At 59.0% G+C, this 25,578-nt stretch carries 21 protein-coding genes; 14 read left to right on the top strand and 7 right to left on the bottom strand.

What is annotated here, in order from left to right; translation table 11 throughout:
• The first annotated feature begins 87 nt into the window (after positions 1-87).
• The 3 genes from lysC to M2416_RS13440 all read left to right on the top strand — a co-directional run bounded on the left by lysC (position 88) and on the right by M2416_RS13440 (position 2,912).
• Positions 88-1,437: a lysine-sensitive aspartokinase 3 gene (lysC, locus tag M2416_RS13450; protein WP_041143580.1), complete on the top strand. Its 1,350-nt coding sequence runs from the start codon at positions 88-90 to the stop codon at positions 1,435-1,437.
• Positions 1,438-1,582: 145 nt separating this feature from the next.
• A complete protein-coding gene (panS, locus tag M2416_RS13445) occupies positions 1,583-2,506 on the top strand; it encodes a ketopantoate/pantoate/pantothenate transporter PanS (RefSeq protein WP_259224696.1) in 924 nt (307 codons plus the stop codon).
• Positions 2,507-2,639: 133 nt separating this feature from the next.
• Complete coding sequence (locus M2416_RS13440; protein ID WP_041143578.1) at positions 2,640-2,912, top strand: YjbD family protein; 273 nt, start codon at positions 2,640-2,642, stop codon at positions 2,910-2,912.
• Here the strand turns inward: M2416_RS13440 and rluF are convergent.
• On the bottom strand, positions 2,909-3,778 hold the full coding sequence (gene rluF / locus M2416_RS13435) for a 23S rRNA pseudouridine(2604) synthase RluF (RefSeq protein ID WP_041143577.1): 870 nt from the start codon (positions 3,776-3,778) through the stop codon (positions 2,909-2,911). The two genes, M2416_RS13440 and rluF, sit on opposite strands and share 4 nt — an antisense overlap.
• Positions 3,779-4,246: 468 nt before the next feature.
• Here rluF and M2416_RS13430 point away from each other — a divergent pair, with 468 nt between their 5' ends.
• The 9 genes from M2416_RS13430 (at position 4,247) to pepE (ending at position 11,772) form a co-directional block, all read left to right on the top strand.
• On the top strand, positions 4,247-5,200 hold the full coding sequence (locus M2416_RS13430) for a sugar-binding transcriptional regulator (protein WP_076947878.1): 954 nt from the start codon (positions 4,247-4,249) through the stop codon (positions 5,198-5,200).
• A 69-nt stretch (positions 5,201-5,269) separates the two neighbouring features.
• Entirely contained in the window at positions 5,270-6,073 is an 804-nt protein-coding gene (locus M2416_RS13425) for an SDR family oxidoreductase (protein WP_041143575.1), read from the top strand.
• 9 nt (positions 6,074-6,082) lie between these two features.
• The gene (locus M2416_RS13420) at positions 6,083-6,490 is read left to right on the top strand and encodes a mannose/fructose/sorbose PTS transporter subunit IIA (RefSeq protein ID WP_076947880.1); all 408 of its coding nucleotides are present in this window, start codon (positions 6,083-6,085) and stop codon (positions 6,488-6,490) included.
• A complete protein-coding gene (locus M2416_RS13415) occupies positions 6,490-6,984 on the top strand; it encodes a PTS sugar transporter subunit IIB (RefSeq protein ID WP_041143573.1) in 495 nt (164 codons plus the stop codon). Before M2416_RS13420 ends, M2416_RS13415 begins: the two co-directional genes overlap by 1 nt.
• A 137-nt stretch (positions 6,985-7,121) precedes the next feature.
• Entirely contained in the window at positions 7,122-7,919 is a 798-nt protein-coding gene (locus M2416_RS13410) for a PTS mannose/fructose/sorbose transporter subunit IIC (protein ID WP_041143572.1), read from the top strand.
• 11 nt (positions 7,920-7,930) lie between these two features.
• Complete coding sequence (locus tag M2416_RS13405; RefSeq protein ID WP_041143571.1) at positions 7,931-8,755, top strand: PTS system mannose/fructose/sorbose family transporter subunit IID; 825 nt, start codon at positions 7,931-7,933, stop codon at positions 8,753-8,755.
• 76 nt (positions 8,756-8,831) lie between these two features.
• Entirely contained in the window at positions 8,832-10,061 is a 1,230-nt protein-coding gene (gene sorE / locus M2416_RS13400; protein WP_259224658.1) for an L-sorbose 1-phosphate reductase, read from the top strand.
• On the top strand, positions 10,054-10,866 hold the full coding sequence (locus M2416_RS13395; protein ID WP_259224657.1) for a shikimate 5-dehydrogenase: 813 nt from the start codon (positions 10,054-10,056) through the stop codon (positions 10,864-10,866). The genes sorE and M2416_RS13395 overlap by 8 nt, the downstream gene beginning before the upstream one ends.
• 216 nt (positions 10,867-11,082) lie before the next feature.
• Positions 11,083-11,772 (top strand): dipeptidase PepE, encoded by a 690-nt coding sequence (gene pepE / locus M2416_RS13390; protein WP_259224650.1) that lies wholly within the window; start codon positions 11,083-11,085, stop codon positions 11,770-11,772.
• A 100-nt stretch (positions 11,773-11,872) separates the two neighbouring features.
• On the opposite strand, the gene M2416_RS13385 is transcribed toward pepE, so the two are convergent.
• Together M2416_RS13385 and metH are read right to left on the bottom strand one after the other, a co-directional pair.
• Positions 11,873-13,504 carry a Na/Pi cotransporter family protein gene (locus M2416_RS13385; protein WP_041143567.1) on the bottom strand — a complete coding sequence of 544 codons (1,632 nt, stop codon included), beginning with the start codon at positions 13,502-13,504 and terminating at the stop codon, positions 11,873-11,875.
• A 232-nt stretch (positions 13,505-13,736) separates the two neighbouring features.
• The gene (gene metH / locus M2416_RS13380; protein WP_259224648.1) at positions 13,737-17,420 is read right to left on the bottom strand and encodes a methionine synthase; all 3,684 of its coding nucleotides are present in this window, start codon (positions 17,418-17,420) and stop codon (positions 13,737-13,739) included.
• 309 nt (positions 17,421-17,729) lie between these two features.
• Between metH and iclR the strand changes: the two genes are divergently transcribed.
• Together iclR and M2416_RS13370 are read left to right on the top strand one after the other, a co-directional pair.
• Complete coding sequence (iclR, locus tag M2416_RS13375; protein WP_041143565.1) at positions 17,730-18,557, top strand: glyoxylate bypass operon transcriptional repressor IclR; 828 nt, start codon at positions 17,730-17,732, stop codon at positions 18,555-18,557.
• A gap of 1 nt (position 18,558) precedes the next feature.
• Positions 18,559-18,987 carry an ASCH domain-containing protein gene (locus M2416_RS13370; RefSeq protein ID WP_076947883.1) on the top strand — a complete coding sequence of 143 codons (429 nt, stop codon included), beginning with the start codon at positions 18,559-18,561 and terminating at the stop codon, positions 18,985-18,987.
• Positions 18,988-19,020: 33 nt separating this feature from the next.
• On the opposite strand, the gene aceK is transcribed toward M2416_RS13370, so the two are convergent.
• From aceK to metA, 4 genes are all read right to left on the bottom strand, one after another.
• Positions 19,021-20,763: a bifunctional isocitrate dehydrogenase kinase/phosphatase gene (gene aceK / locus M2416_RS13365; RefSeq protein WP_041143563.1), complete on the bottom strand. Its 1,743-nt coding sequence runs from the start codon at positions 20,761-20,763 to the stop codon at positions 19,021-19,023.
• A 50-nt stretch (positions 20,764-20,813) separates the two neighbouring features.
• Positions 20,814-22,118 carry an isocitrate lyase gene (gene aceA, locus M2416_RS13360; RefSeq protein ID WP_041143562.1) on the bottom strand — a complete coding sequence of 435 codons (1,305 nt, stop codon included), beginning with the start codon at positions 22,116-22,118 and terminating at the stop codon, positions 20,814-20,816.
• A 34-nt stretch (positions 22,119-22,152) separates the two neighbouring features.
• Positions 22,153-23,754: a malate synthase A gene (gene aceB, locus M2416_RS13355; RefSeq protein WP_259224583.1), complete on the bottom strand. Its 1,602-nt coding sequence runs from the start codon at positions 23,752-23,754 to the stop codon at positions 22,153-22,155.
• 260 nt (positions 23,755-24,014) lie between these two features.
• Positions 24,015-24,944 (bottom strand): homoserine O-acetyltransferase MetA, encoded by a 930-nt coding sequence (gene metA, locus M2416_RS13350; protein WP_041143560.1) that lies wholly within the window; start codon positions 24,942-24,944, stop codon positions 24,015-24,017.
• Between the last annotated feature and the right edge of the window lie 634 nt (positions 24,945-25,578).

Genomic DNA, 25,578 nt, shown 5'->3' with positions numbered 1-25,578 from the left:
GACATTTTATGACTGTTAGGTTGTGTCCAGCCCAAACCCACTCAGGAATCGTTTTAATAAGTCAGGCCCCCCTGACACGAGGTTGTTATGACAGATTTAGTTGTAGCCAAATTCGGCGGCACCAGCGTTGCCGATTTCGATGCCATGAACCGCAGCGTTGACGTTGCGATGATTGATGAAAACACTCGTGTAGTGGTGCTGTCTGCCTCTGCGGGTGTCACCAATCTTCTGGTTGCCTTAGCCGACGGGCTGGAACCCACCGAGCGTTTCGATAAGCTTGAGGCGCTGCGCCAGATTCAGTTCAATATTCTCGAACGCCTGCGCTATCCCAACGTGATCCGCGAAGAGATCGAGCGTCTGCTGGAGAATATCACCACCCTGGCGGAAGCCGCGGCGCTGGCAAGCTCGACGGCGCTGACCGATGAGCTGGTTAGCCACGGCGAACTGATGTCTACCCTGCTGTTTGTCGAAATCCTGCGCGAGCGCGGCATTGCCGCCCAGTGGTTTGACGTACGCAAAGTGATGCGCACCAGCGATCGCTTTGGCCGCGCCGAGCCCGATATCGCCGCCCTGGCTGAGCTAACCCAGCTGCAGCTGACGCCGCGCCTTGCCGAAGGTCTGGTCGTCACCCAGGGCTTTATTGGTAGCGAAGCCAAAGGCCGCACCACCACCCTCGGTCGCGGAGGCAGTGATTACACCGCCGCCCTGCTGGGTGAAGCCCTTAACGCCAGCCGCGTCGATATCTGGACCGACGTCCCGGGCATCTACACCACCGACCCGCGCGTTGCCCCGGCGGCAAAACGGATCGACGTTATCGCCTTTGCCGAAGCCGCCGAAATGGCGACGTTTGGCGCCAAGGTGCTGCATCCGGCGACGCTGCTTCCCGCGGTGCGTAGCGATATTCCGGTCTTCGTTGGCTCCAGCAAAGAGCCGAAAGCCGGCGGCACCCTGGTGTGCAATAAAACCGAACACCCGCCGCTGTTCCGCGCGCTGGCGCTGCGCCGTCGCCAGACCCTGCTGACCCTGCACAGCCTGAATATGCTGCACTCCCGCGGCTTCCTCGCCGAAGTGTTCGGTATTCTGGCGCGCCATAATATCTCCGTGGATCTGATCACCACCTCAGAAGTCAGCATTGCCCTGACCATGGATACCACCGGCTCAACCTCCGCCACCGATACCCTGCTCACCCAGGCGCTGCTCACCGAGCTCTCCTCCCTGTGCCGCGTAGAGGTAGAGCAGGATCTGGCGCTGGTCGCCCTGATCGGCAACGATCTTTCGCGCGCCTGCGGCGTCGGCAAAGAGGTCTTCGGCGTGCTGGAGCCGTTCAACATTCGCATGATCTGCTACGGCGCATCCAGCCATAACCTCTGCTTCCTGGTGCCGGGCGTCGATGCTGAGAAGGTCGTGCAGAAGCTACATCATAATTTGTTTGAATAATATTCCTCCACGCGATAAATATTACCTATAGCCGGGCTCGAACCCGGCTTTTTTTATAACTATATCAACACAACCTACTCGCAATCGTTCGGGCAGCGGGCGCAGCCGGCCTGGAAGATGACGAGCCAATTGCAAGGAAACCAACATGCTCGCTATGCTGACACGGCTGTTCCCGCTCTGGGCGCTGCTGCTCTCCGTTCTGGCCTATTACACGCCGGCCACCTTTACCCCCATCGGCCCCTGGGTCACCACCCTGCTGATGCTCATCATGTTCGGGATGGGCGTCCACCTGAAGCTGGAAGATTTTAAGCGCGTGCTGTCGCGCCCGGCGCCGGTTGCGGCGGGGATTTTTCTGCACTACCTGGTGATGCCGCTCGCCGCCTGGGCGCTGGCGCTGCTGTTCCGTATGCCGCCGGAGCTGTCAGCCGGGATGGTGCTGGTGGGCAGCGTTGCCAGCGGAACGGCGTCTAACGTGATGATCTACCTGGCGAAAGGCGATGTGGCGCTCTCGGTTACCATCTCTTCCGTCTCCACGCTGGTTGGCGTGGTGGCAACGCCGCTGCTGACGCGCCTGTACGTCGATGCGCATATTCAGGTCGACGTGGCGGGTATGCTGCTCAGCATCCTGCAAATCGTGGTTATCCCGATTGCGCTGGGGCTGATTATTCACCACCTGCTGCCGAAGGTGGTCAAGGCGGTCGAGCCGTTCCTGCCCGCGTTTTCCATGCTCTGCATTCTGGCGATCATCAGCGCCGTCGTCGCCGGCTCCGCTTCGCACATCGCCTCCGTAGGCCTGGTGGTGATTGTCGCGGTGATCCTGCATAACGCCATCGGGCTGCTCGGCGGCTACTGGGGCGGGCGTCTGTTTGGCTTTGATGAGTCGACCTGCCGCACGCTGGCCATAGAGGTGGGGATGCAAAACTCAGGGCTGGCGGCGGCGCTGGGGAAAATCTACTTCGGTCCTCTTGCCGCCCTGCCCGGCGCGCTGTTCTCGGTCTGGCACAACCTTTCCGGGTCGCTGCTGGCCGGCTACTGGTCAGCTAAGCCTACCGGGAAGAAAGCGAAGTAGCGCCCTGCCTTCACCGCCCGGACTGGCCGCTCTCCGCGCCTGTGCGGGCGTTTTCCCGTCCTCACGGTATCCAGACTGTCAGTCAACCCGGTATTGCCGTACACTGAATTATCGGCTGACTGAGGGTTCTACTATGGCACTTCCCCGCATTACGCAACAAGATATGACCGAGCGCGAGCAGCGCGAGCTGAAAACGCTGCTTGACCGGGCGAGAATCGCGCACGGCCGTCTGCTGACTAACGCAGAAACCAACGCCGTAAAAAAAGAGTACATCGATAAGCTGATGGTGCTGCGCGAAGCTGAGGCAAAAAAGGCCCGCCAGTTAAAGAAAAAGCAGGCCTATAAACCCGACAGCGACGCGTCATTCTCCTGGTCGGCGAGCACGCCGACGCGCGGCAGGCGCTAACGCCCCTTCTTTTTACGTCCCGGCTGGTTAAAACGTTTGCCGTTTGCCGCCGGGCGTCCTTTCTCGCTGCTCTTTTCCACGTTCACCACCGGGCGCTTGATGCCCGCCGTTTTCGGCTTCGCTTTGGCCTTCGGTTTGGCCTCAGAGGAGGAGTTCTCAATCAGCTTAAACAGCGCAACCAGCTCATCATCCGTCAGGTCGCGCCACTCCCCGAGGGGTAATCCCGACAGGCCGATATTCATAATCCGCGTGCGCTCAAGCTTCATGACCTCGTAGCCAAAGTGTTCGCACATCCGGCGAATCTGCCGGTTAAGCCCCTGAACCAGGGTAATGCGGAAGACGAACGGCGCTTCTTTTCTCACCTTGCACTTCTTCGTCACCGTGCCGAGAATCGGTACGCCCGCCCCCAGTCCGCGCACGAACTCGTCGGTGACCGGCTTATCGACGGTCACCAGGTACTCTTTTTCGTGATCGTTACCGGCGCGCAGGATTTTATTCACCAGATCGCCATGGTTGGTCAGGAAGATCAGCCCCTGAGAGTCCTTATCCAGTCGGCCGATCGGGAAAACGCGCTTGCTGTGGTTCACAAAATCGACGATGTTGTCGCGCTCGCTGTCCTCGGTGGTGCTGACGATCCCCACCGGTTTATTCAGCGCGATAAACACCAGATCTTCCGCCTCACGCGGCTCAATCAGTTGGCCGTTAACCTTCACGACATCGCCCGGGGCAACCTGATCGCCAATGGTCGCACGCTTGCCGTTGATGAAAACGTTGCCTTGTTCAATGTAGCGATCCGCCTCGCGACGCGAGCAAATGCCGCTTTCACTGATGTATTTGTTGAGTCGGGTTGATGAGTCGGGCAGCATAACGTCTCCTAAAAACACTTCATCCTTCAAGTTGTCCCCGTATTGGCCACGCTCACGCATCCCGGCTACATAGATTGCTATGCTGCCGGCGCTCGCTCTCCTGCCGCCTCGATAAAACTTGAATGCTTTTATGTGTAAAACGAGAAATATACCTCAGCCGGCGGGCAATCGAAAATAATCGCACGCCGGCGCCGTGGCGCTAAGTGTGATCTGCCGCGTCTTTCGACACAAAAGTGTCCCGTGGACCCCTCTGCAACTTTGTCCGGCGAAAATAAACAGAATCAAGCGATTAGATAATCTGGCACAAAGGTGCCGTCAGCCGGCGGGCTGAAAATCAAATGTGCAATATAAACGCCCGGCATAGCGCAATGAAAGGGGGGAAAATTGCTTTGTAGTCGGCCGCTGATGGGGTTATATCAGATCAAGGCAGCAATAACGTGATTTGCACAAATGTGCAGGAGCCCGCAGATGACCACCGAAAATAGCGACGATATCCGCTTAATCGTGAAAATTGCCCAGCTCTACTATGAGCAGGACATGACCCAGGCGCAGATCGCCCGCGAGCTGGGTATTTACCGCACCACGATTAGCCGTCTGCTAAAACGCGGCCGTGAGCAGGGCATCGTCACTATCGCCATCAACTATGACTACAACGAAAACCTGTGGCTGGAGCAGCAGCTGAAGCAAAAATTTTCCCTCAAAGAAGCGGTGGTGGCTTCCTGCAGCTCGACGCAGGAGGAGGACCAGCTCAATACCATCGGGCAGCACGGCGCTCAGTTGGTCGATCGGCTGCTGGAGCCCGGCGATATCATCGGCTTTTCCTGGGGACGCGCGGTGCGGGCGCTGGTCGAAACCCTGCCGCAGGCCAGCCAGTCGCGCCAGGCGATCTGCGTGCCGATTATCGGCGGCCCCTCCGGTAAGCTGGAGAGCCGCTACCACGTCAATACCCTAACCTATAGCGCGGCGGCGAAGCTGAAGGCCGAGTCGCACCTCGCCGACTTCCCGGCGCTGCTGGAAAATACCCTGATCCGTAACGGCATCATGCAGTCCAGGCACTTTCAGACCATCTCATCCTACTGGGACAATTTGGATGTTGCGCTGGTCGGGATCGGCTCACCGGCGATCCGCGACGGCGCGAACTGGCACGCGTTTTACGGCAGCGAAGAGAGCGACGATCTCAACGCCCGCCACGTCGCCGGCGATATTTGCTCGCGCTTTTACGATATTAACGGCGGCATCGTTGAAACTAATATGAACGAAAAAACGCTCTCTATTGATATCGCCAGGCTCAAGCACGCGCGCTATTCGGTGGGCATCGCCATCGGCGAAGAAAAATATAGCGGGATCCTCGGTGCCCTGAACGGCGGATATATTAATTGTCTGGTGACTAACCGGGAAACGGCTGAGCTATTGCTGAAATAAAATAAGAATATCTACTCCCGCAGCTCGCGCTGCGCGGACTCCCTTTATCTAAATAACGAGAAGACGATAATGAAAACATGGCTAAACCTTAAAGATAAAATAGTTATTGTCACCGGCGGCGCCTCCGGAATCGGCCTGGCCATCGTCGATGAATTAATTGAGCAAGGTGCCAACGTGCAAATGACGGATATTCACGGCGGCGACAAATATCGTAACGGTGAGAACTATAGGTTCTGGCCCACCGATATTTCCCGCGCCGACGAGGTGAACCACAGCGTCGAGCAAATTATTCAGCGCTGCGGACGTATTGACGGTCTGGTAAATAACGCCGGGGTTAATTTCCCCCGCCTGTTAGTGGATGAAAAGGCGCCCGCCGGCCGCTATGAGCTGAACGAAGCGGCCTTTGAGAAAATGGTCAACATTAACCAAAAAGGCGTCTTTTTAATGTCCCAGGCGGTCGCCCGGCAGATGGTGAAGCAGCGCGAAGGAGCGATCGTTAACGTCTCGTCAGAAAGCGGGCTGGAAGGCTCTGAGGGCCAGAGCTGCTATGCGGCCACCAAGGCGGCGCTGAATAGCTTCACCCGCTCATGGTCGAAGGAGCTGGGCAAACACGGTATCCGCGTGGTGGGCGTCGCACCGGGCATTCTGGAAAAAACCGGGCTGCGCACGCCGGAGTATGAAGAAGCGCTGGCCTGGACCCGCGGCATCAGCGTTGAACAGCTGCGCGAGGGCTATAGCAAAAACGCCATTCCCATCGGCCGCTCCGGGCGCCTGAGCGAGGTTGCGGACTACGTTTGCTACCTGCTGTCAGAGCGTGCGAGCTATATAACCGGAGTAACCACTAACATCGCTGGCGGTAAAACCCGCGGTTAAGGAGATCCTATGGTCAACGCTATTTTTTGCGCTCACGGCCAGCTTGCCTGCGCCATGCTGGACTCCGTTCGTATGGTCTATGGCGACGTCAACGTCAGCGCGGTGGAGTTTGTCCCGGGAGAAAATGCCGGCGACATCGCCGCTAAGCTGGAAGAGTTAGTAAGCACTCACAGCAATGATGAGTGGCTGATTGCCGTCGATTTACAGTGTGGCAGCCCGTGGAATGCCGCCGCAGGGCTGGCGATGAAAAATCCGCTGCTGCGGGTGATCAGCGGCCTCTCTTTGCCGCTGGCGCTGGAGCTGGTGGATAACCAGCAGGCCATGACCGCCGACGCCCTGTGCGGCCATTTGACCGCGATTGCCAGCCAGTGCTGCGTGGTCTGGCGGCTCCCGCAAACCGTTGAGGAGGATTTCTGATGAACATTACGCTCGCCCGCATTGATGACCGGCTGATCCATGGCCAGGTGACCACCGTCTGGTCCAAAGTGGCCAACGCTCAGCGCATTATTATCTGCAACGACGATGTTTATAACGACGAGGTGCGCCGGACCCTGCTCCGCCAGGCCGCGCCGCCGGGGATGAAGGTCAACGTCGTGAATCTCGAAAAAGCGGTTGCCGTTTATCATAATCCGCAATATCAAAATGAATCCGTTTTTTATTTATTTACCAATCCGCAAGACGTTTTAACGATGGTGCAGCAGGGGGTCAAAATAGCCACGCTAAATATCGGCGGCATGGCCTGGCGACCGGGGAAGAAACAGCTCACCAAAGCCGTTTCATTAGATCAAACGGATATTGACGCATTTCGCCAACTGGACCAGCTCGGCGTTATTCTGGATTTACGCGTGGTGGCCTCCGATCCATCCATTAATATTCTCGACAAGCTCGCTCAGCAGTCCGTTACAGAATAAAGAACGCCTGTTTACTACCCGTCCGTGGCGCAGGCGTTGCGGCGAAAAATAAATACATCACCGTCAGCATAAATAACCACGTGACTGGTATATGTGCCGTAACAGGCAGGGTTCCCTACACTTTAAAGGTTATAATTATGGAAATTAGTACCCTACAAATAATAGCCATATTTATTTTTTCCTGTATTGCCGGAATGGGCAGCGTGCTGGATGAATTCCAGACCCACCGCCCGTTAATCGCCTGTACGGTGATTGGTCTGATTCTCGGTGATTTAAAAACCGGAATTATGCTCGGCGGCACGCTGGAGCTGATTGCTCTCGGCTGGATGAACGTTGGCGCGGCGCAGTCTCCGGATTCAGCCCTGGCCAGCATCATTTCGGCCATTTTAGTCATCGTCGGCCAGCAAAGCATCGCCACCGGTATCGCCATCGCTCTACCGGTTGCTGCAGCCGGACAGGTGCTGACCGTCTTTGCTCGCACCATCACGGTGGTCTTCCAGCACGCGGCGGATAAAGCCGCCGAAGAGGCCCGCTTTCGCACCATCGATCTGCTGCACGTCTCGGCGCTCGGCGTGCAGGCACTGCGCGTCGCCATCCCGGCGCTGGTGGTGTCGCTGTTCGTCAGCGCCGATATGGTCAGCAGCATGCTGAATGCGATCCCGGAATTCGTGACCCGCGGCCTGCAAATTGCCGGCGGTTTCATCGTCGTGGTCGGCTACGCCATGGTCCTGCGCATGATGGGCGTGAAGTATCTGATGCCCTTCTTTTTCCTTGGTTTTCTTGCCGGCGGTTACCTCAACTTTAGCCTGCTGGCCTTCGGCGGCGTGGGGGTCATCATCGCGCTGATCTATATCCAGCTCAATCCGCAGTGGCGTAAACCTGAACCCCAGGCGAGCGCCGCCTCTTCCACCGCCCTTGACCAACTTGACGACTAATGGAGCCGACCATGGAACAGAAAAAACTCACGCAAGGCGACCTGGTTAGCATGTTTCTGCGCTCCAACCTGCAGCAGGCCTCTTTTAACTTCGAACGTATTCATGGCCTGGGATTTTGCTACGACATGATCCCGGCGATCAAACGCCTCTACCCGCTGAAGGAGGATCAGGTTGCGGCCCTCAAGCGCCACCTGGTGTTCTTCAATACCACCCCCGCAGTTTGCGGCCCGGTGCTGGGCGTCACCGCCGCGATGGAAGAGGCGCGCGCCAACGGTGCGGCGATTGACGACGGCGCGATTAACGGCATCAAGGTCGGGCTGATGGGACCGCTGGCGGGGGTCGGCGACCCGCTGGTGTGGGGAACCCTGCGCCCGATTACCGCCGCGCTCGGCGCCTCGCTGGCGCTCTCCGGAAATATTCTTGGCCCGCTACTGTTCTTCTTTATTTTCAACGCAGTACGTCTGGCCATGAAGTGGTACGGGCTGCAGCTTGGCTTTCGCAAAGGGGTCAATATCGTCAGCGATATGGGCGGCAACCTGCTGCAAAAACTCACCGAAGGCGCCTCAATCCTCGGCCTGTTTGTGATGGGCGTGCTGGTGACGAAGTGGACCACCATCAACGTACCGCTGGTGGTCTCCCAAACTCCGGGCGCTGACGGCGCCACCGTCACCATGACCGTGCAGAACATCCTCGACCAGCTTTGCCCTGGCCTGCTGGCCCTGGGGCTGACGCTGCTGATGGTGCGCCTGCTCAATAAGAAAGTGAACCCGGTCTGGCTCATTTTCGCCCTGTTCGGCCTCGGGATTATCGGTAACGCGCTGGGCTTCCTGTCCTGATCTTTCGCCCCGGCGCTGCAGTCGGGGCGGCTTCAATAAACTAACCCCGCAAGAGTAAGGGGATGAGGTGGTAAACATGAAAACTACGGCTCTACGTCTGTATGGCAAACGCGATCTGCGCCTGGAAACTTTCGAACTCCCGGCGATGGGGGATGATGAAATTCTCGCCCGGGTAGTCACCGACAGCCTGTGCCTCTCCTCATGGAAAGAGGCCAATCAGGGTGAGGATCACAAAAAGGTCCCGGACGACGTTGCGCTCAATCCGATCGTCATCGGGCATGAGTTTTGCGGCGAAATCCTCGCGGTCGGCAAAAAGTGGCAGCACAAATTCCACCCCGGCCAGCGCTACGTGATTCAGGCCAACCTGCAGCTGCCGGATCGCCCGGATTGTCCCGGCTACTCGTTCCCGTGGATCGGCGGCGAAGCCACCCACGTGGTGATCCCCGACGAGGTGATGACCCAGGACTGCCTGCTCCCCTGGGAGGGCGATACCTGGTTTGAAGGCTCGCTGGTCGAGCCGCTCTCCTGCGTTATTGGCGCCTTCAACGCCAACTACCACCTGCAGGAAGGCACCTATAACCATACGATGGGCATCCGGCCGCAGGGGCGCACGCTGATCCTCGGCGGCACCGGCCCGATGGGCCTGCTGGCCATTGACTATGCCCTGCATGGCCCGATCAACCCCTCTCTGCTGGTGGTCACCGACACCAATAAGCCCAAGCTGAGCTACGCCCGTCGGCACTATCCTTCAGAGCCGCAAACCCTGATCCACTACCTCGACGGCCATGACGCCAGCCGGGAGACGCTGATGGCGCTGACCGGCGGCCACGGGTTTGACGATATTTTCGTTTTCGTGCCGAAAGAGGAGCTGATTACCCTGGCTTCTTCGCTGCTGGCCGCCGACGGCTGCCTGAACTTCTTCGCCGGTCCGCAGGATAAACAGTTTAGCGCGCCGGTTAACTTTTACGACGTCCACTACGCCTTTACCCACTACGTCGGCACCTCCGGGGGCAACACTGACGATATGCGCGCCGCCGTGGCGCTGATGCAGGAGAAAAAGGTGCAGGCGGCTAAGGTGGTAACCCATATTCTTGGGCTCAACGTTGCGGGCGAAACCACCCTCGATTTACCGGCCGTCGGCGGCGGCAAGAAGCTGGTTTATACCGGAAAATCGATCCCGCTGACGCCGCTGGGCAGCATTGCCGATCCGGCGCTGGCGGCAATTATGGAGCGCCATCACGGGATCTGGTCCGGCGAAGCCGAGCAGTATCTGCTGGCCCACGCGGAGGAGATTACTCATGATTAATCGCGATACTCAGCTCTGCATGTCGCTGGCCAGCCGCCCGGGCAACTTCGGCACCCGTTTTCATAACTATCTCTATGAAAAGCTGGGGCTAAACTACATCTACAAAGCCTTTACAACGCAGGATATTGCGGCAGCGGTACAAGGCGTTCGGGCGTTGGGCATTCGCGGCTGCGCGGTATCCATGCCGTTCAAAGAGAGCTGCATGCCGTTTCTCGACGCTATCGACCCTTCGGCAAAGGCGATTGATTCAGTCAATACCATCGTCAACGATAGCGGCAGGCTGACCGGCCTCAACACCGACTATATCGCGGTGAAAAGCCTGATCGACAGCCACAGTCTGGCGCCCACGGCGAAGGTGATGATTCAGGGCAGCGGCGGCATGGCGAAGGCGGTCATCGCCGCGTTTCGCGACGCTGGCTTCCGCGATGTCATTATCGCCGCCCGCAATCGCGATAGCGGCCTGGCGCTGGCAAAACAGTACGGCTTCCAGTGGCAGCCGCAGCCTGAGGGGATCGCGGCGGCTATCCTGGTCAACGTCACCCCTCTCGGCATGGCGGGCGGAGAGTACGCCGAGACGCTGGCCTTCAGCCAGGCCATGGTTGAGGGTGCCGACGTGGTGTTCGACGTGGTGGCCCTGCCGCCGGAGACGCCGCTGATCCGCCTGGCGCAGCGGCTGGATAAACGCACCATCAGCGGCGCGGAGGTGATTGCCCTGCAGGCGGTAGAGCAGTTTGCGCTGTACACCGGCGTGCGCCCGGACGAGGCGCTGGTTAACGAAGCGGCGGCGTTTGCCCGCGCGGGCTAAACGCCCGGCTCGTAATACGCAGGTTGCGGCAGCGTGGCGTGCCGCAACCTGACAACATCGTGAGCCACGTCAGCGAGCGCAGGGGCAAGCAGTGGTAGGATCGCCAGCCGACTTTGTCATTATGACCAGACCATAGACGTTCAGGCGCAGCGGCGCGTTTTGCGGCTCCGCCACCGCGCAAACGGCCTGAATGACGGTGGTTATCACGGAGAAAAGATGGAACTACTGCTACTGAGTAACTCGACCCTGCCCGGCAAGGCATGGCTGGAACACGCGCTGCCGGTCATTTCCGGGCAGCTGAACGGCCGCCGTACGGCGGTGTTTATCCCTTTCGCCGGCGTCACGCAGACCTGGGATGATTACACGGCAAAAACCGCCGCGGTCTTTGCTCCTCTGGGCGTGAGCGTCACGGGCATTCACAGCGTCGCGGATCCCGTCGCGGCGATTGAGACCGCCGACGTGGTCATCGTCGGCGGCGGTAATACCTTCCAGCTGCTCAAAGAGTGCCGCACGCGCGGCCTGCTGCCGCCAATCGTTGACGTGGTCAGGCGCGGCGCGCTGTATATCGGCTGGAGCGCTGGCGCCAATCTCGCCTGCCCGACCATCCGCACCACTAACGATATGCCGATCGTTGACCCGCAGGGGTTTGACGCCCTGGGGCTGTTCCCGCTGCAGATTAACCCCCACTTCACCAACGCCCTGCCGGAAGGACATAAAGGCGAAACCCGCGAGCAGCGGATCCGCGAGCTGCTGGTGGTGGCGCCGGAGCTGGTGATTATCGGTTTACCGGAAGGAAACTGGATTCAGGTCGCGCAGGGACACGCCACCCTCGGCGGCCCGAACCCAACGCTGGTGTTTACTGCTGGAAAAGAAGCGGTTCCTGTCGCCGCCGGCCACCGATTTTAACAGCCTTCCCCCTCTCCCCGCCGGGGAGAGTCGCAGGCCCGGTTAACGCAGCGCCTGCGGGTTTTCCCCGAGGCGCTGCGGCCGGCAGCGGCCTTAGCGCTTAATAATCATCCCGCTCGTCATCTTCGTCCGGCTGCTCCATCACGCTGTAGGCGACCGAACAGAATAGCGAGTTGAGACGCTTCATATCGCCCAGCAGCCCCAGATGCAGGGAGCTGGTTTCAATGCTCTGCACGTTCTGCTGGTGCAGGCGATCGACGTGCGCGTGCGCGTAGCGGCGGTTCATGATGCGGAAACGGTGCTTGTTGCGGCGCAGGCGCCGGGCGCTCGGGACGTCGCCGGAGAAGAAGACCGACATCGCCAGCTGGAGGTTGCTCAGCAGCTGATCGTACAGGCCGTCGAGCTCCTTCAACCCTTCAACGGAGAAGGCCCGCCGCGCGGCCAGCGATTTATCGGCAATTTCGCTGCCCATTCTCTCGACGATATCGGAAGCCTGCTCGAGGTTGAGCGCCATTTCGATAATCTCCGCCCAGCGGCGAGACTCCTCTTCGGCGAGCTCATCTTTCGGCATCCGCGCCAGATAGAGCTTGATGGCGGTATAAAGCACGTTGATATCGTCCGCCATTCTGCGCAGCCCCTTCTCCTCCCGCGGCTCGCCGTGCATCACCTTGCGCAGGCCGTCCAGCATCTGCTCCATGGCGTCGCCAATGCGCAGCGTCTCGCGAGCGGCGTTGGCCAGCGCCAGGGCCGGCGTATCCAGCGCCGAGGTATCCAGATGCTTCGGTTTCAGGTGCAGGTCCTGCTCAGGCTCTTCCTGAATCAGACGCCTGCAGAGCCGGGCCATCGGCTCGGCGAACGGCACCATCGCCACGCAGCGGATCAGGTTGTAGAAGACGTGGAAGTAAATCACCAGCTCCGCTTCCGGCAAAGGCAGCTTGTGCATCGCATCCGCCAGCAGGTGGACAAACGGCAGAATAATCAGGCTGCCCACCAGCTTAAACAGCAGGCTGCCCAGCGCGACGCGGCGCGCGGCGGCGTTGGCGGCGCTGTTGTTGATCATCGCCAGGATCCCGGAGCCGAGGTTCGCGCCGATAACCAGGCACAGCGCGACCGGGAACGAAATCACGCCGGTGGAGGTGAGCGTGGCGGTTAGCAGCACCGCCGCGAGGCTGGAGTAGCTCACTATCGCGAACATGGCGCCAATCAGCGCATCCAGCATGATATCGCCGGTCAGCGAGGCGAATATCACCTGCACGCCGTTGGCCTGGGTGATGGGGTGCACCGCCTGCACGATCAGCTCCAGCGCCAGTAAAATCAGCCCCAGCCCGATACCGACCCGCCCCAGCTGGCCCGCGCGAGTCTGCTTGCGGCCAAGGAAGAAAATCACCCCGATAAATATCAGCAGCGGCGAGAGCCAGGAGAGGTCGAAGGTCAGCACCCTCGCCATCAGCGCGGTCCCCACGTCGGCGCCCAGCACAATCACCAGCGCCGGGGCCAGCGCGACCAGGTCCTGGGCGACAAACGAGGTAACCAGCATGGTGGTAGCGTTGCTGCTCTGGACCAGAGCCGTAACGCCAATACCGGCGCAGAAGGCGAGCGGTTTTTTCTCGACGCTACTGCTGAGAACGGAACGCAGGCGTGCGCCATAGACGCGCATCACGCCGGTACGAACGATATGGGTGCCCCAAACCAGCAGGGCAACGGCAGAAAGCAGGTGCAGCAGAGTTAACACGGATTCTTGTTCTCCTTATTACCCGACGGATAAATGCGGATAGCCCCGTCGGGAATTCCCCCGGCGGCGCTACGCTTAGCCGGGCTACATCGCCCAGAGCAATCCCGGTCAGTGCAGATTGCCCTGAATCAATACTCCAGTATAAGGGTTTAGCCGCAATAAAGAGACAGGGCGCCTTTTGGGCGCCCGCTAAGTTGTAAGTGAAGATAACCGATTTGCGACAGGCCGCAGGCTAGTCCGCGTCGTAGCCCAGGTTCGGTGCCAGCCAGCGCTCAACTTCGCCAGGGGTCATTCCTTTGCGCAGCGCGTAATCCTCAACCTGATCGCGCTGGATCTGCGCCACCGCGTAGTACTTGCTGTCCGGATGGCTGAAGTACCAGCCGGAGACCGAGGCGCCCGGCCACATGGCGAACGATTCGGTCAGCTTCATGCCGGTATGCGCCTCCACGTCCAGCAGCTCCCAGATCACGGCTTTTTCGGTATGCTCCGGGCAGGCCGGATAGCCCGGTGCCGGACGAATCCCCTGATAGTTCTCGCGGATCAGCTCCTCGTTGCTCAGGTTCTCGTTCGCGGCATAGCCCCAGTAAACCTTACGCACCCGCTCGTGCAGATATTCCGCAAACGCTTCGGCCAGACGGTCGGCGATCGCTTTGACCATGATTTTATTGTAATCATCGTGCTGAGCGTCAAAGGCCTCGGCCAGCGCGTCCTCCTCCAGCCCGCCGGTTACCGCGAACGCGCCAAGATAGTCGGCCTTGCCGCTCAGCTTCGGCGCGACAAAATCGGCGAGGCAGTAGTTGGCAAATCCGACCTTCTCGGTCTGCTGGCGCAGGTGATGGCTGACGGTCAGAACATGGGTGCGCGTCTCGTCACGGTAGATTTCGATGTCGTCGCCAACGCGGTTAGCCGGGAATAATCCCACCACCCCGCGCGGGTTCAGCGACTTCTCGGCGCTCAGCTTATCCAGCAGGTCGTTGGCATCTTTAAACAGCCGCTGCGCCTCTTCGCCCACCACTTCGTCCTCGAGGATGCGCGGGTATTTCCCGGCCAGCGACCAGGTCATAAAGAACGGCGTCCAGTCGATATAGTTACGCAGCGTTTCGATGCTGGCTTCGACCTCCTGCACGCCGAGGCGATGGGCCACCGGCGGCGTATAGCTCTCCCAGTCAAACGCCAGGTCGTTATCCCGGGCGGCCTCCAGGGTGACCGGCGGAGTGCGTGGCTTCTTGCGCGCATGCTGGATACGCACGGTTTCGTACTCTTTACGCGTGCGGGCAACGAAGTCATCGCGCTGGGTATCGGAAAGCAGCGCCGCCACGACGCCAACCGTACGCGAGGCGTTCTGCACGTAGACCGTCGGGCCGCTGTAGTTCTGCTCTATTTTTACCGCCGTATGCGCTTTGGAGGTGGTCGCGCCGCCAATCAGCAGCGGCAGGGTAAAGCCCTGGCGCTCCATCTCTTTTGCGACGTTGACCATTTCATCCAGCGACGGGGTAATCAGCCCGGAGAGGCCAATCAGGTCGGCGTTGACCTCGCGCGCGGTTCGGAGGATTTTTTCTGCCGGAACCATCACGCCAAGATCGATGATTTCGTAGTTATTACACTGCAGCACCACGCCGACGATGTTTTTACCGATGTCGTGCACGTCGCCTTTGACGGTGGCGATCACCATCTTGCCGTTGCTGGAACCCTTCTCTTTACTGGCCTCAATATAGGGCTCGAGGTAGGCCACCGCCTGCTTCATCACGCGGGCCGATTTCACCACCTGCGGGAGGAACATTTTGCCCTCGCCGAACAGGTCGCCCACCACGTTCATGCCGTCCATCAGCGGGCCTTCAATCACCTCGATGGGGCGGGTCGACTGCTGACGCGCCTCTTCGGTGTCCAGCTCGATAAATTCGGTGATCCCTTTCACCAGCGAGTATTCAAGACGCTTTTTAACGTCCCAGCTGCGCCATTCCGCCTGCTGGGCGTTGGCGGAGTCGTCCGTTTTGCTGCCGCGATATTTTTCCGCCAGCTCCAGCAGGCGATCGGTGCCCTCGGCGTGACGGTTGAGGATCACGTCTTCGACGGCATCGCGCAGCTCGGCGGGCAGGTCGTCATAGATCGCCAGCTGCCCGGCGTTCACAATCCCCATGTCCATGCCGTTACGAATGGCGTAGTACAGGAAGACGGCGTGAATCGCCTCGCGGACCGGATCGTTGCCGCGGAAGGAGAACGAGACGTTGGAGACGCCGCCGGAAATCAGCGCATGCGGCAGCTCGCGTTTGATATCTTCACAGGCGCCGATAAAGTCCTGCGCATAGTTGTTGTGCTCTTCAATGCCGGTCGCCACCGCGAAGATATTGGGGTCGAAGATAATATCTTCCGGCGGGAAGCCCACCTCTTCGGTCAGAATTTTGTACGCCCGGCGGCAAATCTCGATTTTGCGCGCGCGCGTATCGGCCTGGCCCTGCTCGTCGAAGGCCATCACCACCACGGCGGCACCGTAGCGGCGCACTTTTTTAGCGTGATGGATAAACGGCTCGATCCCCTCTTTCATCGAGATAGAGTTGACGATGCCTTTGCCCTGAATGCACTTCAGGCCTTTTTCGATGACTTCCCACTTTGAGGAGTCGATCATGATCGGCACGCGGGCAATATCGGGCTCACCGGCAATCAGGTTGAGGAAACGCACCATCGCCGCTTCTGCGTCGAGCATCCCCTCATCCATGTTGATATCGATAATCTGCGCGCCGCTCTCGACCTGCTGGCGGGCAACATCCAGCGCTTCATTATATTTTTCTTCTTTAATCAGCCGCTTGAACTTCGCAGAGCCGGTTACGTTGGTCCGTTCGCCGACGTTAACAAACAGGCTGTCGTCGCCGATATTCAGCGGCTCGAGGCCGGCAAGGCGGCAGGCCACCGGGATTTCCGGCAGCGCGCGCGGCGCAAGACCGGCAACGGCGCGCGACATGGCCGCGATATGCTCCGGCGTGGTGCCACAGCAGCCGCCGACGATATTCAGGAACCCGGATTCAGCCCATTCGCGAATTTGCGTGGCCATGGTATCGGCATCCAGATCGTATTCACCAAAGGCGTTCGGCAGGCCCGCATTGGGGTGCGCGGTGACGTAGCATTCGGCGATGCGCGAGAGCTCCTGCACGTACTGGCGCAGCTCGTCCGGGCCCAGCGCGCAGTTGAGGCCGAAGGTGAGCGCATCGGCGTGGCGCAGCGAGTTGTAAAAGGCTTCGGTGGTCTGCCCGGAGAGCGTACGGCCGGAGGCATCGGTGATGGTGCCGGAAATCATGATCGGCAGATCGACGCCCAGCGCCTCAAGCTCCTCTTTGACCGCAAAGATTGCCGCTTTGGCGTTCAGGGTGTCGAATACCGTCTCAATCATAATCAGGTCGACGCCCCCTTCCACCAGCGCCTTCGTTGACTCACGGTAGGCTTCCACCAGCCCGTCGAAGGTGATGTTGCGGTAGGCCGGGTCGTTGACGTCAGGAGAGATGGAGGCGGTGCGGTTAGTCGGCCCGAGGACCCCCGCGACGTAGCGCGGCTTTTCCGGCGTGCGGGCGGTCCACTCGTCGGCGCTGGCGCGCGCCAGCTGTGCCGCGACAAAGTTGATTTCCGCCGACAGGGATTCCATCTGGTAATCCGCCATCGCGATAGTCGTCGAGTTAAAGGTGTTGGTCTCAATGATGTCCGCGCCGGCCTCGAAATAGGCGTCGTGAATGGCGCGGATCACGTCCGGCTTGCTGAGCACCAGCAGGTCGTTATTGCCTTTCAGGTCGCAAGGCCAGTCGGCAAAGCGCGCGCCGCGGAACTCTTCTTCACTCAGACGATAGCCCTGGATCATGGTGCCCATGCCCCCATCCAGAACCAAAATACGTTTTTTTAACTGCTGATGCAGTTGCTCAACTTTGCTGCTCACACTCGCTCCCGACAACGCTCAACCAGACCCCAGAAATACACCAAATCATTCAAGCTGGGTCAGGGCGGCAAGCCAGCCCCAGGCGCTTAGACAAGCAGGTAACCGGGGATGAGTCAGAGCAACCAACGCAGAAGCAGTTTGAAGGATGAAGTGTCCGTCCATACTGGCATAAACCACAGGGGCGGGAAAGAGAGCGGCGGGCAATATGAGACATGTTCAGCTTCACTCATCCGATCAGTCGGGTTGTGATTGCAAAATGGGCAAATAAAACGAAAACTATTTCCACGATACAGAAAAAAGGAATCTGCGATGGCCACTCCCGTTCCCGCAAAGCGCGGCAGAAAACCCGCGACTCCCGCCGCCCCTCAGGCCAGCGGGCAAGTTCAGTCGCTTACCCGTGGGCTGAAATTACTTGAATGGATTTCTGAATCGCACGGCAGCGTCGCGTTAACCGAGCTGGCGCAGCAGGCCGGCCTGCCGAACTCGACAACCCACCGCCTGCTGACAACCATGCAGCAGCTGGGCTTCGTGCGCCAGGTGGGCGATCTCGGGCACTGGTCCGTCGGCGCCCACGCCTTTGTGGTCGGCAGCAGCTTTCTGCAAAGCCGTAACCTGCTGGCCATCGTGCACCCCATTCTGCGCCAGCTGATGGAGGACTCCGGCGAAACGGTCAACCTGGCGGTGCTGGATCAGGGCGACCACCAGGCGATTATTATCGACCAGGTGCAGTGTACGCAGCTGATGCGCATGTCGGCGCCGATTGGCGGCAAGCTGCCGATGCACGCCTCCGGAGCGGGTAAAGCCTTCCTGTCGCAGCTAAGCGAAGAGCAGGTCACCGGCCTTCTGCACCGTAAAGGCCTGCACGCCTACACCCACGCCACCCTGGTATCGCCGCTGCATCTGAAAGAGGACCTGGCCCAGACGCGCAAGCGCGGCTATTCGTTCGACGACGAAGAGCATGCCCTGGGCCTGCGCTGCGTCGCGTCCTGCATCTATGACGAACACCGCGAGCCGTTTGCCGCGATCTCCATCTCCGGGCCTATCTCGCGGATGACCGACGATCGCGTCACCGAGCTCGGCGCGCTGGCAATTAAGGCCGCCAAAGAGGTGACCCTGGCCTACGGTGGGGTGCGCTAAGATGAGCGATCTGCAGGCCCTCTGGCAGCAGCGCTATCCCGGCGCCTTCTGCTGGTCATTTGGCGACTCCCCCGCGCTGGCCGACGAGCTGGTGGCGCTGGTTATCGCCGGGAAAAAGCGCGGCACCTGCGGCTCGCTTGCCAGCTATCGGCAGGAAAATCCGCCGGTGACTCCGGGCTCGTTGCACATCGTGCTCAACGGCGCGGGCGAGCCGGCGTGCGTCATCCGCACCCTGGCGCTCAGAATTATTCGCTTTAATGAGATGACCGCGGATCTTGCCGCGCTGGAGGGTGAAGGCGATTTGAGCCTGGGCTACTGGCAGCAGGCTCACCGGGCCTTCTTCGAGCGTGAAGGGAGCTGGTCACCGGAGATGGAGCTGGTTTACGAAGAGTTCGCGCTGATCGACGTCGCCGATGCGCTATCGTCCTGAACCGCAACTCCGCGGCTCGTATCTGCTTTTCGCTTAGCCCGCCTGCTGCATCGCGCCGTAACGCACGCAAAAACGCTGGCGGCGGCGGTAGGCGTAGACATCCTCCACGTGGCCGTTGCGGATGCGCGTCTGCAGCTCCCGCCAGTAGTCGGCCCGCAGCAGATCGGCGTGCATCTCCTCGAGCAGCGGCCCGATACGCGGGTCCGCGCAGAGCCAGTGGCGGAACTCTTCCGGGAAAACGTCCCCCGGCGACACGCTGTACCACGGCTCGCTCGCCAGCTCATCTTCCGGATAGCGCGGCGGCGGGATCTCGCGGAAATTAACCTCCGTCATGTAGCAAATCTCATCGTAATCGTAGAACACCACCCGGCCATGTCGGGTCACGCCGAAGTTTTTGAACAGCATATCGCCGGGGAAAATATTGGCGGCGGCCAGCTGGCGAATGGCGTTGCCATACTCCTCGACCGCATCGCGCAGCGCCTGACCGTCGACCTGCTCCAGCCAGATATTCAGCGGCACCATCCGCCGCTCGATATAGAGATGGCTGATGGCAATCCGATCCCCGAGGTCGGTAATTTTAGCTCCGGCTTCCGACTGCAGCAGCGCCATCAGCTGCGGCGCGATTTGCCGCTTATCCAGCACGAAGTTTTCAAACTCCTGGGTATCGGCCATTCGCCCGACGCGGTCGTGCTCTTTAACCAGCTGATAGCAGGCGCGGACGTGGGCGGCGGTCATCTCCTTTTGCGGCGCAAAGCGGTCCTTGATGATCTTAAATACCCGGTCGAAGCCCGGCAGAGTAAAGACCAGCATCACCATGCCGCGGATGCCGGGCGCCTCGATAAACTGCTCGTCGCTGCGAGCAATATAGTGCAGGTATTCACGGTAGCTTTCCGTTTTTGCGTGCTTCTGGCAGCCAATCGCCATGTACAGCTCGGCGGTGGTTTTCCCCGGCAGGATCTCGCGCAGCCACTCGACCAGCGCACCGGGCAGCGGGGCGTAAACCATAAAATAGGAGCGCGCAAAGCCAAAGACGATGCTCGCCTCTGCGTGGGTGGTTAGACAGGCATCAATAAACAGCTCGCCTTCATCGCTGCGATGGACGGGCAGCAAAAAGGGCAGCGTTGCCACCGGCGTCACCAGTTTGCCTACCAGCCAGGCCGCCTTATTGCGATAAAAGAGTTCGTTGGCTATTTGCAGATGAGAGCGGGAGAGCATCTCGCTGCCGAGTGCCTCTACCAGGCTGGCCGTGATATAGCCGATATCCCGCGCCTTGTTTTGCCACGCCAGCCGCAGGGGGAGATCGGAGAGTACCTTGCTTAATAGCGTTTCCCAGCCGCGCTCGGGGAAAAACGTTTTCGCCAGCGGACGGGGAATTGAGCGGAAGCTGCGCTCCGGCTGCGAGCTGAAAATAAAAAGCCGCTCGGGAGTCAGCGAGCGGTGGTCAAACAACCGGCAATAGACGGAATTGAAGAAGCTCTCCGCAATTTCGAAGCGAGGGTAGTCCGGTAGCAAACGGGTGTAGTGCTCTTTCACCCGCAGTAAAAAATCGGCGTCGGTACTTTTGCCGTCAGTAATGCAGCGCAGCTGCTCAACCACCAGACCGACGTGATGGTCGTAGAGGTGAATACGCTGCTTCATCGCCTGCTGTACCGCGTGCCAGTCGGCGTGCTCAAAGCGCTGCTGCGCGCCCGAGGTCACTTCAAGAAAACGGCCATACTGGGCGTCAAAGCCCTGCAAAATAGTCTGTGCAATCAGTAGTTCCAGGCCACGCGTCATACCTTCCCCCTCACCCAGCCCTCTCCCCGGCAGGGAGAGGGGGAAAACAGTCAGAACTGCTCTTCTTCCGTTGAACCTGTCAGCGCGGTGACTGAGGAAGCGCCGCCCTGGATAATGGTGGTCACCTTATCGAAGTAGCCAGTGCCCACCTCCTGCTGGTGGGAAACGAAGGTGTATCCCTCCGCTGCGGCGGCAAACTCCGGCTGCTGCACCTTCTCAACGTAGTGCTTCATCCCTTCACCCTGCGCATAGGAGCGGGCGAGGTCGAACATGTTGAACCACATGCTGTGGATACCCGCCAGGGTAATGAACTGATATTTGTAGCCCATGTCGGAGAGCGCCTGCTGGAAGCGAGCGATGGTCGCGTCATCGAGGTTTTTCTTCCAGTTAAACGACGGCGAGCAGTTGTAGGCCAGCAGCTTGCCCGGGAAGCGGGCGTGAATAGCATCCGCAAAGCGCTTAGCCTGCTCAAGATCCGGCTTAGACGTTTCGCACCACACGAGGTCAGCGTACGGCGCATAGGCCAGGCCGCGGCTAATCGCCTGCTCAATGCCGGCATGGGTGCGGAAAAAACCTTCATTGGTGCGATCGCCAGTAATAAACTCACGATCGTACGGATCGCAGTCAGAGGTGATCAGATCCGCAGCATCGGCGTCAGTACGGGCGATGACCAGCGTCGGTACGCCCATGACGTCGGCCGCCAGGCGAGCGGCCACCAGTTTCTGGATAGCCTCCTGCGTCGGAACCAGCACCTTGCCGCCCATATGGCCGCATTTTTTCACCGATGCGAGCTGATCTTCAAAGTGAACCGCCGCTGCACCGGCCTCAATCATCGATTTCATCAGCTCAAACGCATTCAGCACGCCGCCGAAGCCGGCTTCAGCATCCGCCACGATCGGCAGGAAATAGTCGGTATAGCGCGGATCGTCGGATTCAATACCGGTAGACCACTGGATCTGATCGGCGCGACGGAAGGTGTTGTTGATCCGATCGACCACCGCCGGCACCGAGTTCGCCGGGTACAGCGATTGATCCGGATACATGCTGGAAGCCAGGTTGGCATCCGCCGCGACCTGCCAGCCGGAGAGATAAATCGCCTCGATCCCCGCCTTCGCCTGCTGCAGCGCCTGCCCGCCGGTCAGCGCACCAAGGCTGTTGATATAGCCCTTTTTCGAGCCGCCGTGCAGCAGCCGCCACATTTTGGCCGCGCCAAGCTGCGCCAGGGTACATTCCGGGTTGACCGAACCGCGTAATTTCACCACTTCTTCTGCGCTATACGGGCGGGTGATGCCTTCCCAACGCGGCTGTGTCCACTCTTTGTTTAATTCTTCGATTTGCTGGGTACGAGTTTTCATGTGCAGATGCTCCATAGGGTCACGAGTGGGTGAATTACGCCAACAGGCGGTAGCCAGGCAACGTTAAGAAATCAATCAGTTCGTCTGAGGTGGTGATTTGTTCCATCAGCCGCGCGGCATCGTCAAAGCGGCCGCTGCTGTAACGGTGCTCGCCCAGCTCCTCCTGAATAACCATCAGCTCTTCGCCAAGCCACTGGCGGAACAGCGCTTTGGTCACCGGCGTCCCGTCGCTCAGCGTCTTCTGATGGTGGATCCATTGCCAGATAGAGGTGCGCGAGATTTCGGCCGTCGCCGCATCTTCCATCAGGCCATAAATCGGTACGCAGCCGTTGCCGGAGATCCAGGCTTCGATGTACTGCACCGCCACGCGAATGTTGGCGCGCATCCCGGCTTCGGTACGCTCCCCGTCGCAGGGGGCCAGCAGCTGTTCGGCGGTAATCGGCGCATCCTGGTCCCGGCTGACGCCCAGCTGATTGGTCCTTTCGCCCAGCACGCGGTTGAAAACCTCCATCGCCGTATCCGCAAGGCCCGGGTGGGCAATCCAGGTACCATCATGGCCGTTTTTAGCTTCCAGCTCTTTGTCGGCGGTAACTTTGCCGAGTACCTGGCGGTTGCGTTCAGCGTCTTTGCTGGGAATAAAGGCCGCCATGCCGCCCATCGCAAACGCGCCGCGCTTGTGGCAGGTTTTAATCAGCAGGCGTGAATAGGCGTTGAGGAACGGCTTGTCCATCGTCACCACCTGGCGATCGGGTAAAACACGGTCAGCATGGTTTTTTAACGTTTTGATATAGCTGAAAATGTAGTCCCAACGTCCGCAGTTCAGGCCAACGATATGGTCACGCAGCGCGTGGAGAATCTCATCCATCTGGAACACCGCCGGCAGCGTTTCAATCAGCAGCGTCGCCTTGATGGTGCCGCGCGGCAGTTCAAAGCGATCTTCGGTGTAGCTGAAGACTTCGCTCCACCAGGCCGCTTCCTGCCAGGCCTGGGTCTTCGGCAGATAGAAATAGGGGCCGCTTCCTTTCGCCAGCAGGGCCTGGTGGTTATGGAAGAAGTAGAGCGCGAAATCGAACAGGCTGCCGGGAATCGACTCCCCGCGCCAGGTCACGTGTTTTTCCGGCAGATGCAGGCCACGCACCCGACAAACCAGCACCGCAGGATCGGGCTTCAGCTGGTAGATTTTCCCCGCTTCGTTGGTATAGCTGATGGTGCCGTTGACCGCATCACGCAGGTTAATCTGACCGTCGATAACTTTGTTCCAGTCAGGCGCCAGCGAATCCTCAAAGTCAGCCATAAATACTTTCACGTTGGCATTCAGGGCGTTAATCACCATCTTGCGTTCAACGGGGCCGGTGATCTCCACCCGGCGATCCTGTAAATCGGCCGGAATACCGCGAATCGTCCAGTCACTATTACGAATGGAAGCCGTTTCCGAAATGAAGTCAGGTAGCTTCCCGTCGTCGATATCCTGCTGCTGCTGGATACGGGCCGCCAGCAGTTTATTGCGCTCAGGCGTAAAGCGGCTCACCAGTTCCGCCAGGAACTCCACCGCCTCGGGCGTTAAGACCTGCTTTTCCTGCTCGCCATAGGGCTGGCCGAAGGCCAGTTCGTCAGTGATTGTCGCCTGTTGCGTCATTGTGCAGCTCCTCTTGGTTGATCCAGTTGGCGCGAGTGAAAGATCGTTGTCTGGTTTTCGCTCAACACAATTAAGACTACGCATTATTTTTCCAAAATCAAAAACAATTTCCATTTTAATTTTAATATCAATTCAACATATTGATAACATTAAAATTAAAGTTTATTTCGCACATGAATTGAATTTCGGAAACAAAAAAGGCACCCGAAGGTGCCAGAGGCAAAATGCTGAAACGCTTTAGGATCGCGTTGGCTGGAGGATTAATCCAGAGTCGGATTCATATGCCGCAGATCGTATGGCGTGATTTGGTAGACATAGTAGTTCAGCCAGTTGGCAAACAGCAGGTTTCCGTGACTTCTCCAGCTGGCCCGCGGTGTGTTTTGTGGGTCATCATGCGGGAAATAATTGGTCGGTACTTCCGGGCTGAGCCCCGCTTCCACATCGCGGAAAAACTCCCCCGCCAGGGTATTGGCATCGTATTCCGGATGTCCGGTGACGAAGGCAATGCGCTTATCTTTGCTGGCAAACAGATAGGCATCGCCCTCTTCGGTTTCTGCCAGGATCTCTAAATCGGTATAGTCGCGGATCAGTGCGGCCGGAAAATCGGCGTAGCGCGAGTGCGGCGCGAGGAAGGTATCGTCGAAACCTCGGGTCAGCAGCGCATGCGGATGCAAAATATGGTGTTCAAAGACGCCGGAGATTTTTTCAGTGCGGGTTTGCTTGGGGATGCCATAAAGGATATTGAGCGCGGCCTGTACGGCCCAACAGACAAAAAGCGTGGAAGTGACGTGATCCTTTGCCCACTCCAGCACCTGCTTGATCTGCGGCCAGTAGGCCACGTCGTTGAATTCGACCAGCCCCAGCGGCGCGCCGGTGACGATCAGGCCATCAAAGTTCTGGTCGCAGATGTCCTCAAAATTGCAGTAGAAGTTGTTCAGATGCTCGGTTGGCGTGTTGCGAGATTCACGCGCGTCGATGCGCAGCAGCTGGATATCAAGCTGGAGCGGAGAGTTTGATAGCAGCCGCAGGAACTGGTTTTCGGTCTCGATTTTCTTCGGCATCAGGTTGAGAATAAGCACCTTCAGCGGGCGAATTTCCTGGGTCGTTGCGCGCGTTGCGGTCATCACAAAGACGTTCTCACTACGCAAGAAATTGACGGCCGGTAGCTCGTCCTGCACCCGAATAGGCATAACTTTATTACCTCATAGCATACGTATAAACGTTTAGACATCCAGACAGCTAACAATAACCAGGAATAAGCAAAATGTCGAGTCTGCAAGCGGAAGGTGAGAAAGTTTCAACCACGCACGGGACAGAATACAGCGATTAATCGGCAGGAAGCATCATGAATATAGCGCTGCGCCGCACGAGTCGGCAAAAGCGGGTGCTATGTGGTGGGATAGAGCAGCATTTTGACGCTACGTTTCACCGCTGCAGGGGCGGAAGAGAGAGGGATTTTCGGCGTTTTAGCGGCTGAAGGGTCAGGGATCGCGGTGCGCAGCGCCCGATCCGGGCGGCATCCGGCCGCTTTTCCTGAACCGCAGACAACAAAAAACCCCATGCCTGCGCATGAGGTTTCTTTGTTTAGTTGATGCCTGGCCGTTGATGGCGGGCGTCCTGCGGGCCATTCGCGCCTGAATAAGCAGAGATAGCGGCACGAATCGCCCGATCCGGGCGGCGTCCGGCCGCTTTTCCTTAAACCGCAGACAACAAAAAAACCCCATGCTTGCGCATGAGGTTTCTTTGTTTGTTTGATGCCTGGCAGTTCCCTACTCTCACATGGGGAGACCCCACACTACCATCGGCGCTACGGCGTTTCACTTC

The organism is Klebsiella sp. BIGb0132, assembly GCF_024810075.1.
Taxonomy (GTDB): domain Bacteria; phylum Pseudomonadota; class Gammaproteobacteria; order Enterobacterales; family Enterobacteriaceae; genus Klebsiella; species Klebsiella terrigena.
The sequence above is the reverse complement of the archived record's forward strand: the minus strand, read 5'-3'. Positions and strand labels throughout refer to the sequence as shown.

What these genes read in the sequence shown, in the direction of transcription:
- lysC (WP_041143580.1), top strand. Translation starts at nt 88, where the DNA reads ATGACAGATTTAGTTGTAGCCAAATTCGGCGGCACCAGCGTTGCCGAT.
- panS (WP_259224696.1), top strand. Translation starts at nt 1,583, where the DNA reads ATGCTCGCTATGCTGACACGGCTGTTCCCGCTCTGGGCGCTGCTGCTC.
- M2416_RS13440 (WP_041143578.1), top strand. Translation starts at nt 2,640, where the DNA reads ATGGCACTTCCCCGCATTACGCAACAAGATATGACCGAGCGCGAGCAG.
- rluF (WP_041143577.1), bottom strand. Translation starts at nt 3,778, where the DNA reads ATGCTGCCCGACTCATCAACCCGACTCAACAAATACATCAGTGAAAGC.
- M2416_RS13430 (WP_076947878.1), top strand. Translation starts at nt 4,247, where the DNA reads ATGACCACCGAAAATAGCGACGATATCCGCTTAATCGTGAAAATTGCC.
- M2416_RS13425 (WP_041143575.1), top strand. Translation starts at nt 5,270, where the DNA reads ATGAAAACATGGCTAAACCTTAAAGATAAAATAGTTATTGTCACCGGC.
- M2416_RS13420 (WP_076947880.1), top strand. Translation starts at nt 6,083, where the DNA reads ATGGTCAACGCTATTTTTTGCGCTCACGGCCAGCTTGCCTGCGCCATG.
- M2416_RS13415 (WP_041143573.1), top strand. Translation starts at nt 6,490, where the DNA reads ATGAACATTACGCTCGCCCGCATTGATGACCGGCTGATCCATGGCCAG.
- M2416_RS13410 (WP_041143572.1), top strand. Translation starts at nt 7,122, where the DNA reads ATGGAAATTAGTACCCTACAAATAATAGCCATATTTATTTTTTCCTGT.
- M2416_RS13405 (WP_041143571.1), top strand. Translation starts at nt 7,931, where the DNA reads ATGGAACAGAAAAAACTCACGCAAGGCGACCTGGTTAGCATGTTTCTG.
- sorE (WP_259224658.1), top strand. Translation starts at nt 8,832, where the DNA reads ATGAAAACTACGGCTCTACGTCTGTATGGCAAACGCGATCTGCGCCTG.
- M2416_RS13395 (WP_259224657.1), top strand. Translation starts at nt 10,054, where the DNA reads ATGATTAATCGCGATACTCAGCTCTGCATGTCGCTGGCCAGCCGCCCG.
- pepE (WP_259224650.1), top strand. Translation starts at nt 11,083, where the DNA reads ATGGAACTACTGCTACTGAGTAACTCGACCCTGCCCGGCAAGGCATGG.
- iclR (WP_041143565.1), top strand. Translation starts at nt 17,730, where the DNA reads ATGGCCACTCCCGTTCCCGCAAAGCGCGGCAGAAAACCCGCGACTCCC.
- M2416_RS13370 (WP_076947883.1), top strand. Translation starts at nt 18,559, where the DNA reads ATGAGCGATCTGCAGGCCCTCTGGCAGCAGCGCTATCCCGGCGCCTTC.
- aceK (WP_041143563.1), bottom strand. Translation starts at nt 20,763, where the DNA reads ATGACGCGTGGCCTGGAACTACTGATTGCACAGACTATTTTGCAGGGC.
- aceA (WP_041143562.1), bottom strand. Translation starts at nt 22,118, where the DNA reads ATGAAAACTCGTACCCAGCAAATCGAAGAATTAAACAAAGAGTGGACA.
- aceB (WP_259224583.1), bottom strand. Translation starts at nt 23,754, where the DNA reads ATGACGCAACAGGCGACAATCACTGACGAACTGGCCTTCGGCCAGCCC.
- metA (WP_041143560.1), bottom strand. Translation starts at nt 24,944, where the DNA reads ATGCCTATTCGGGTGCAGGACGAGCTACCGGCCGTCAATTTCTTGCGT.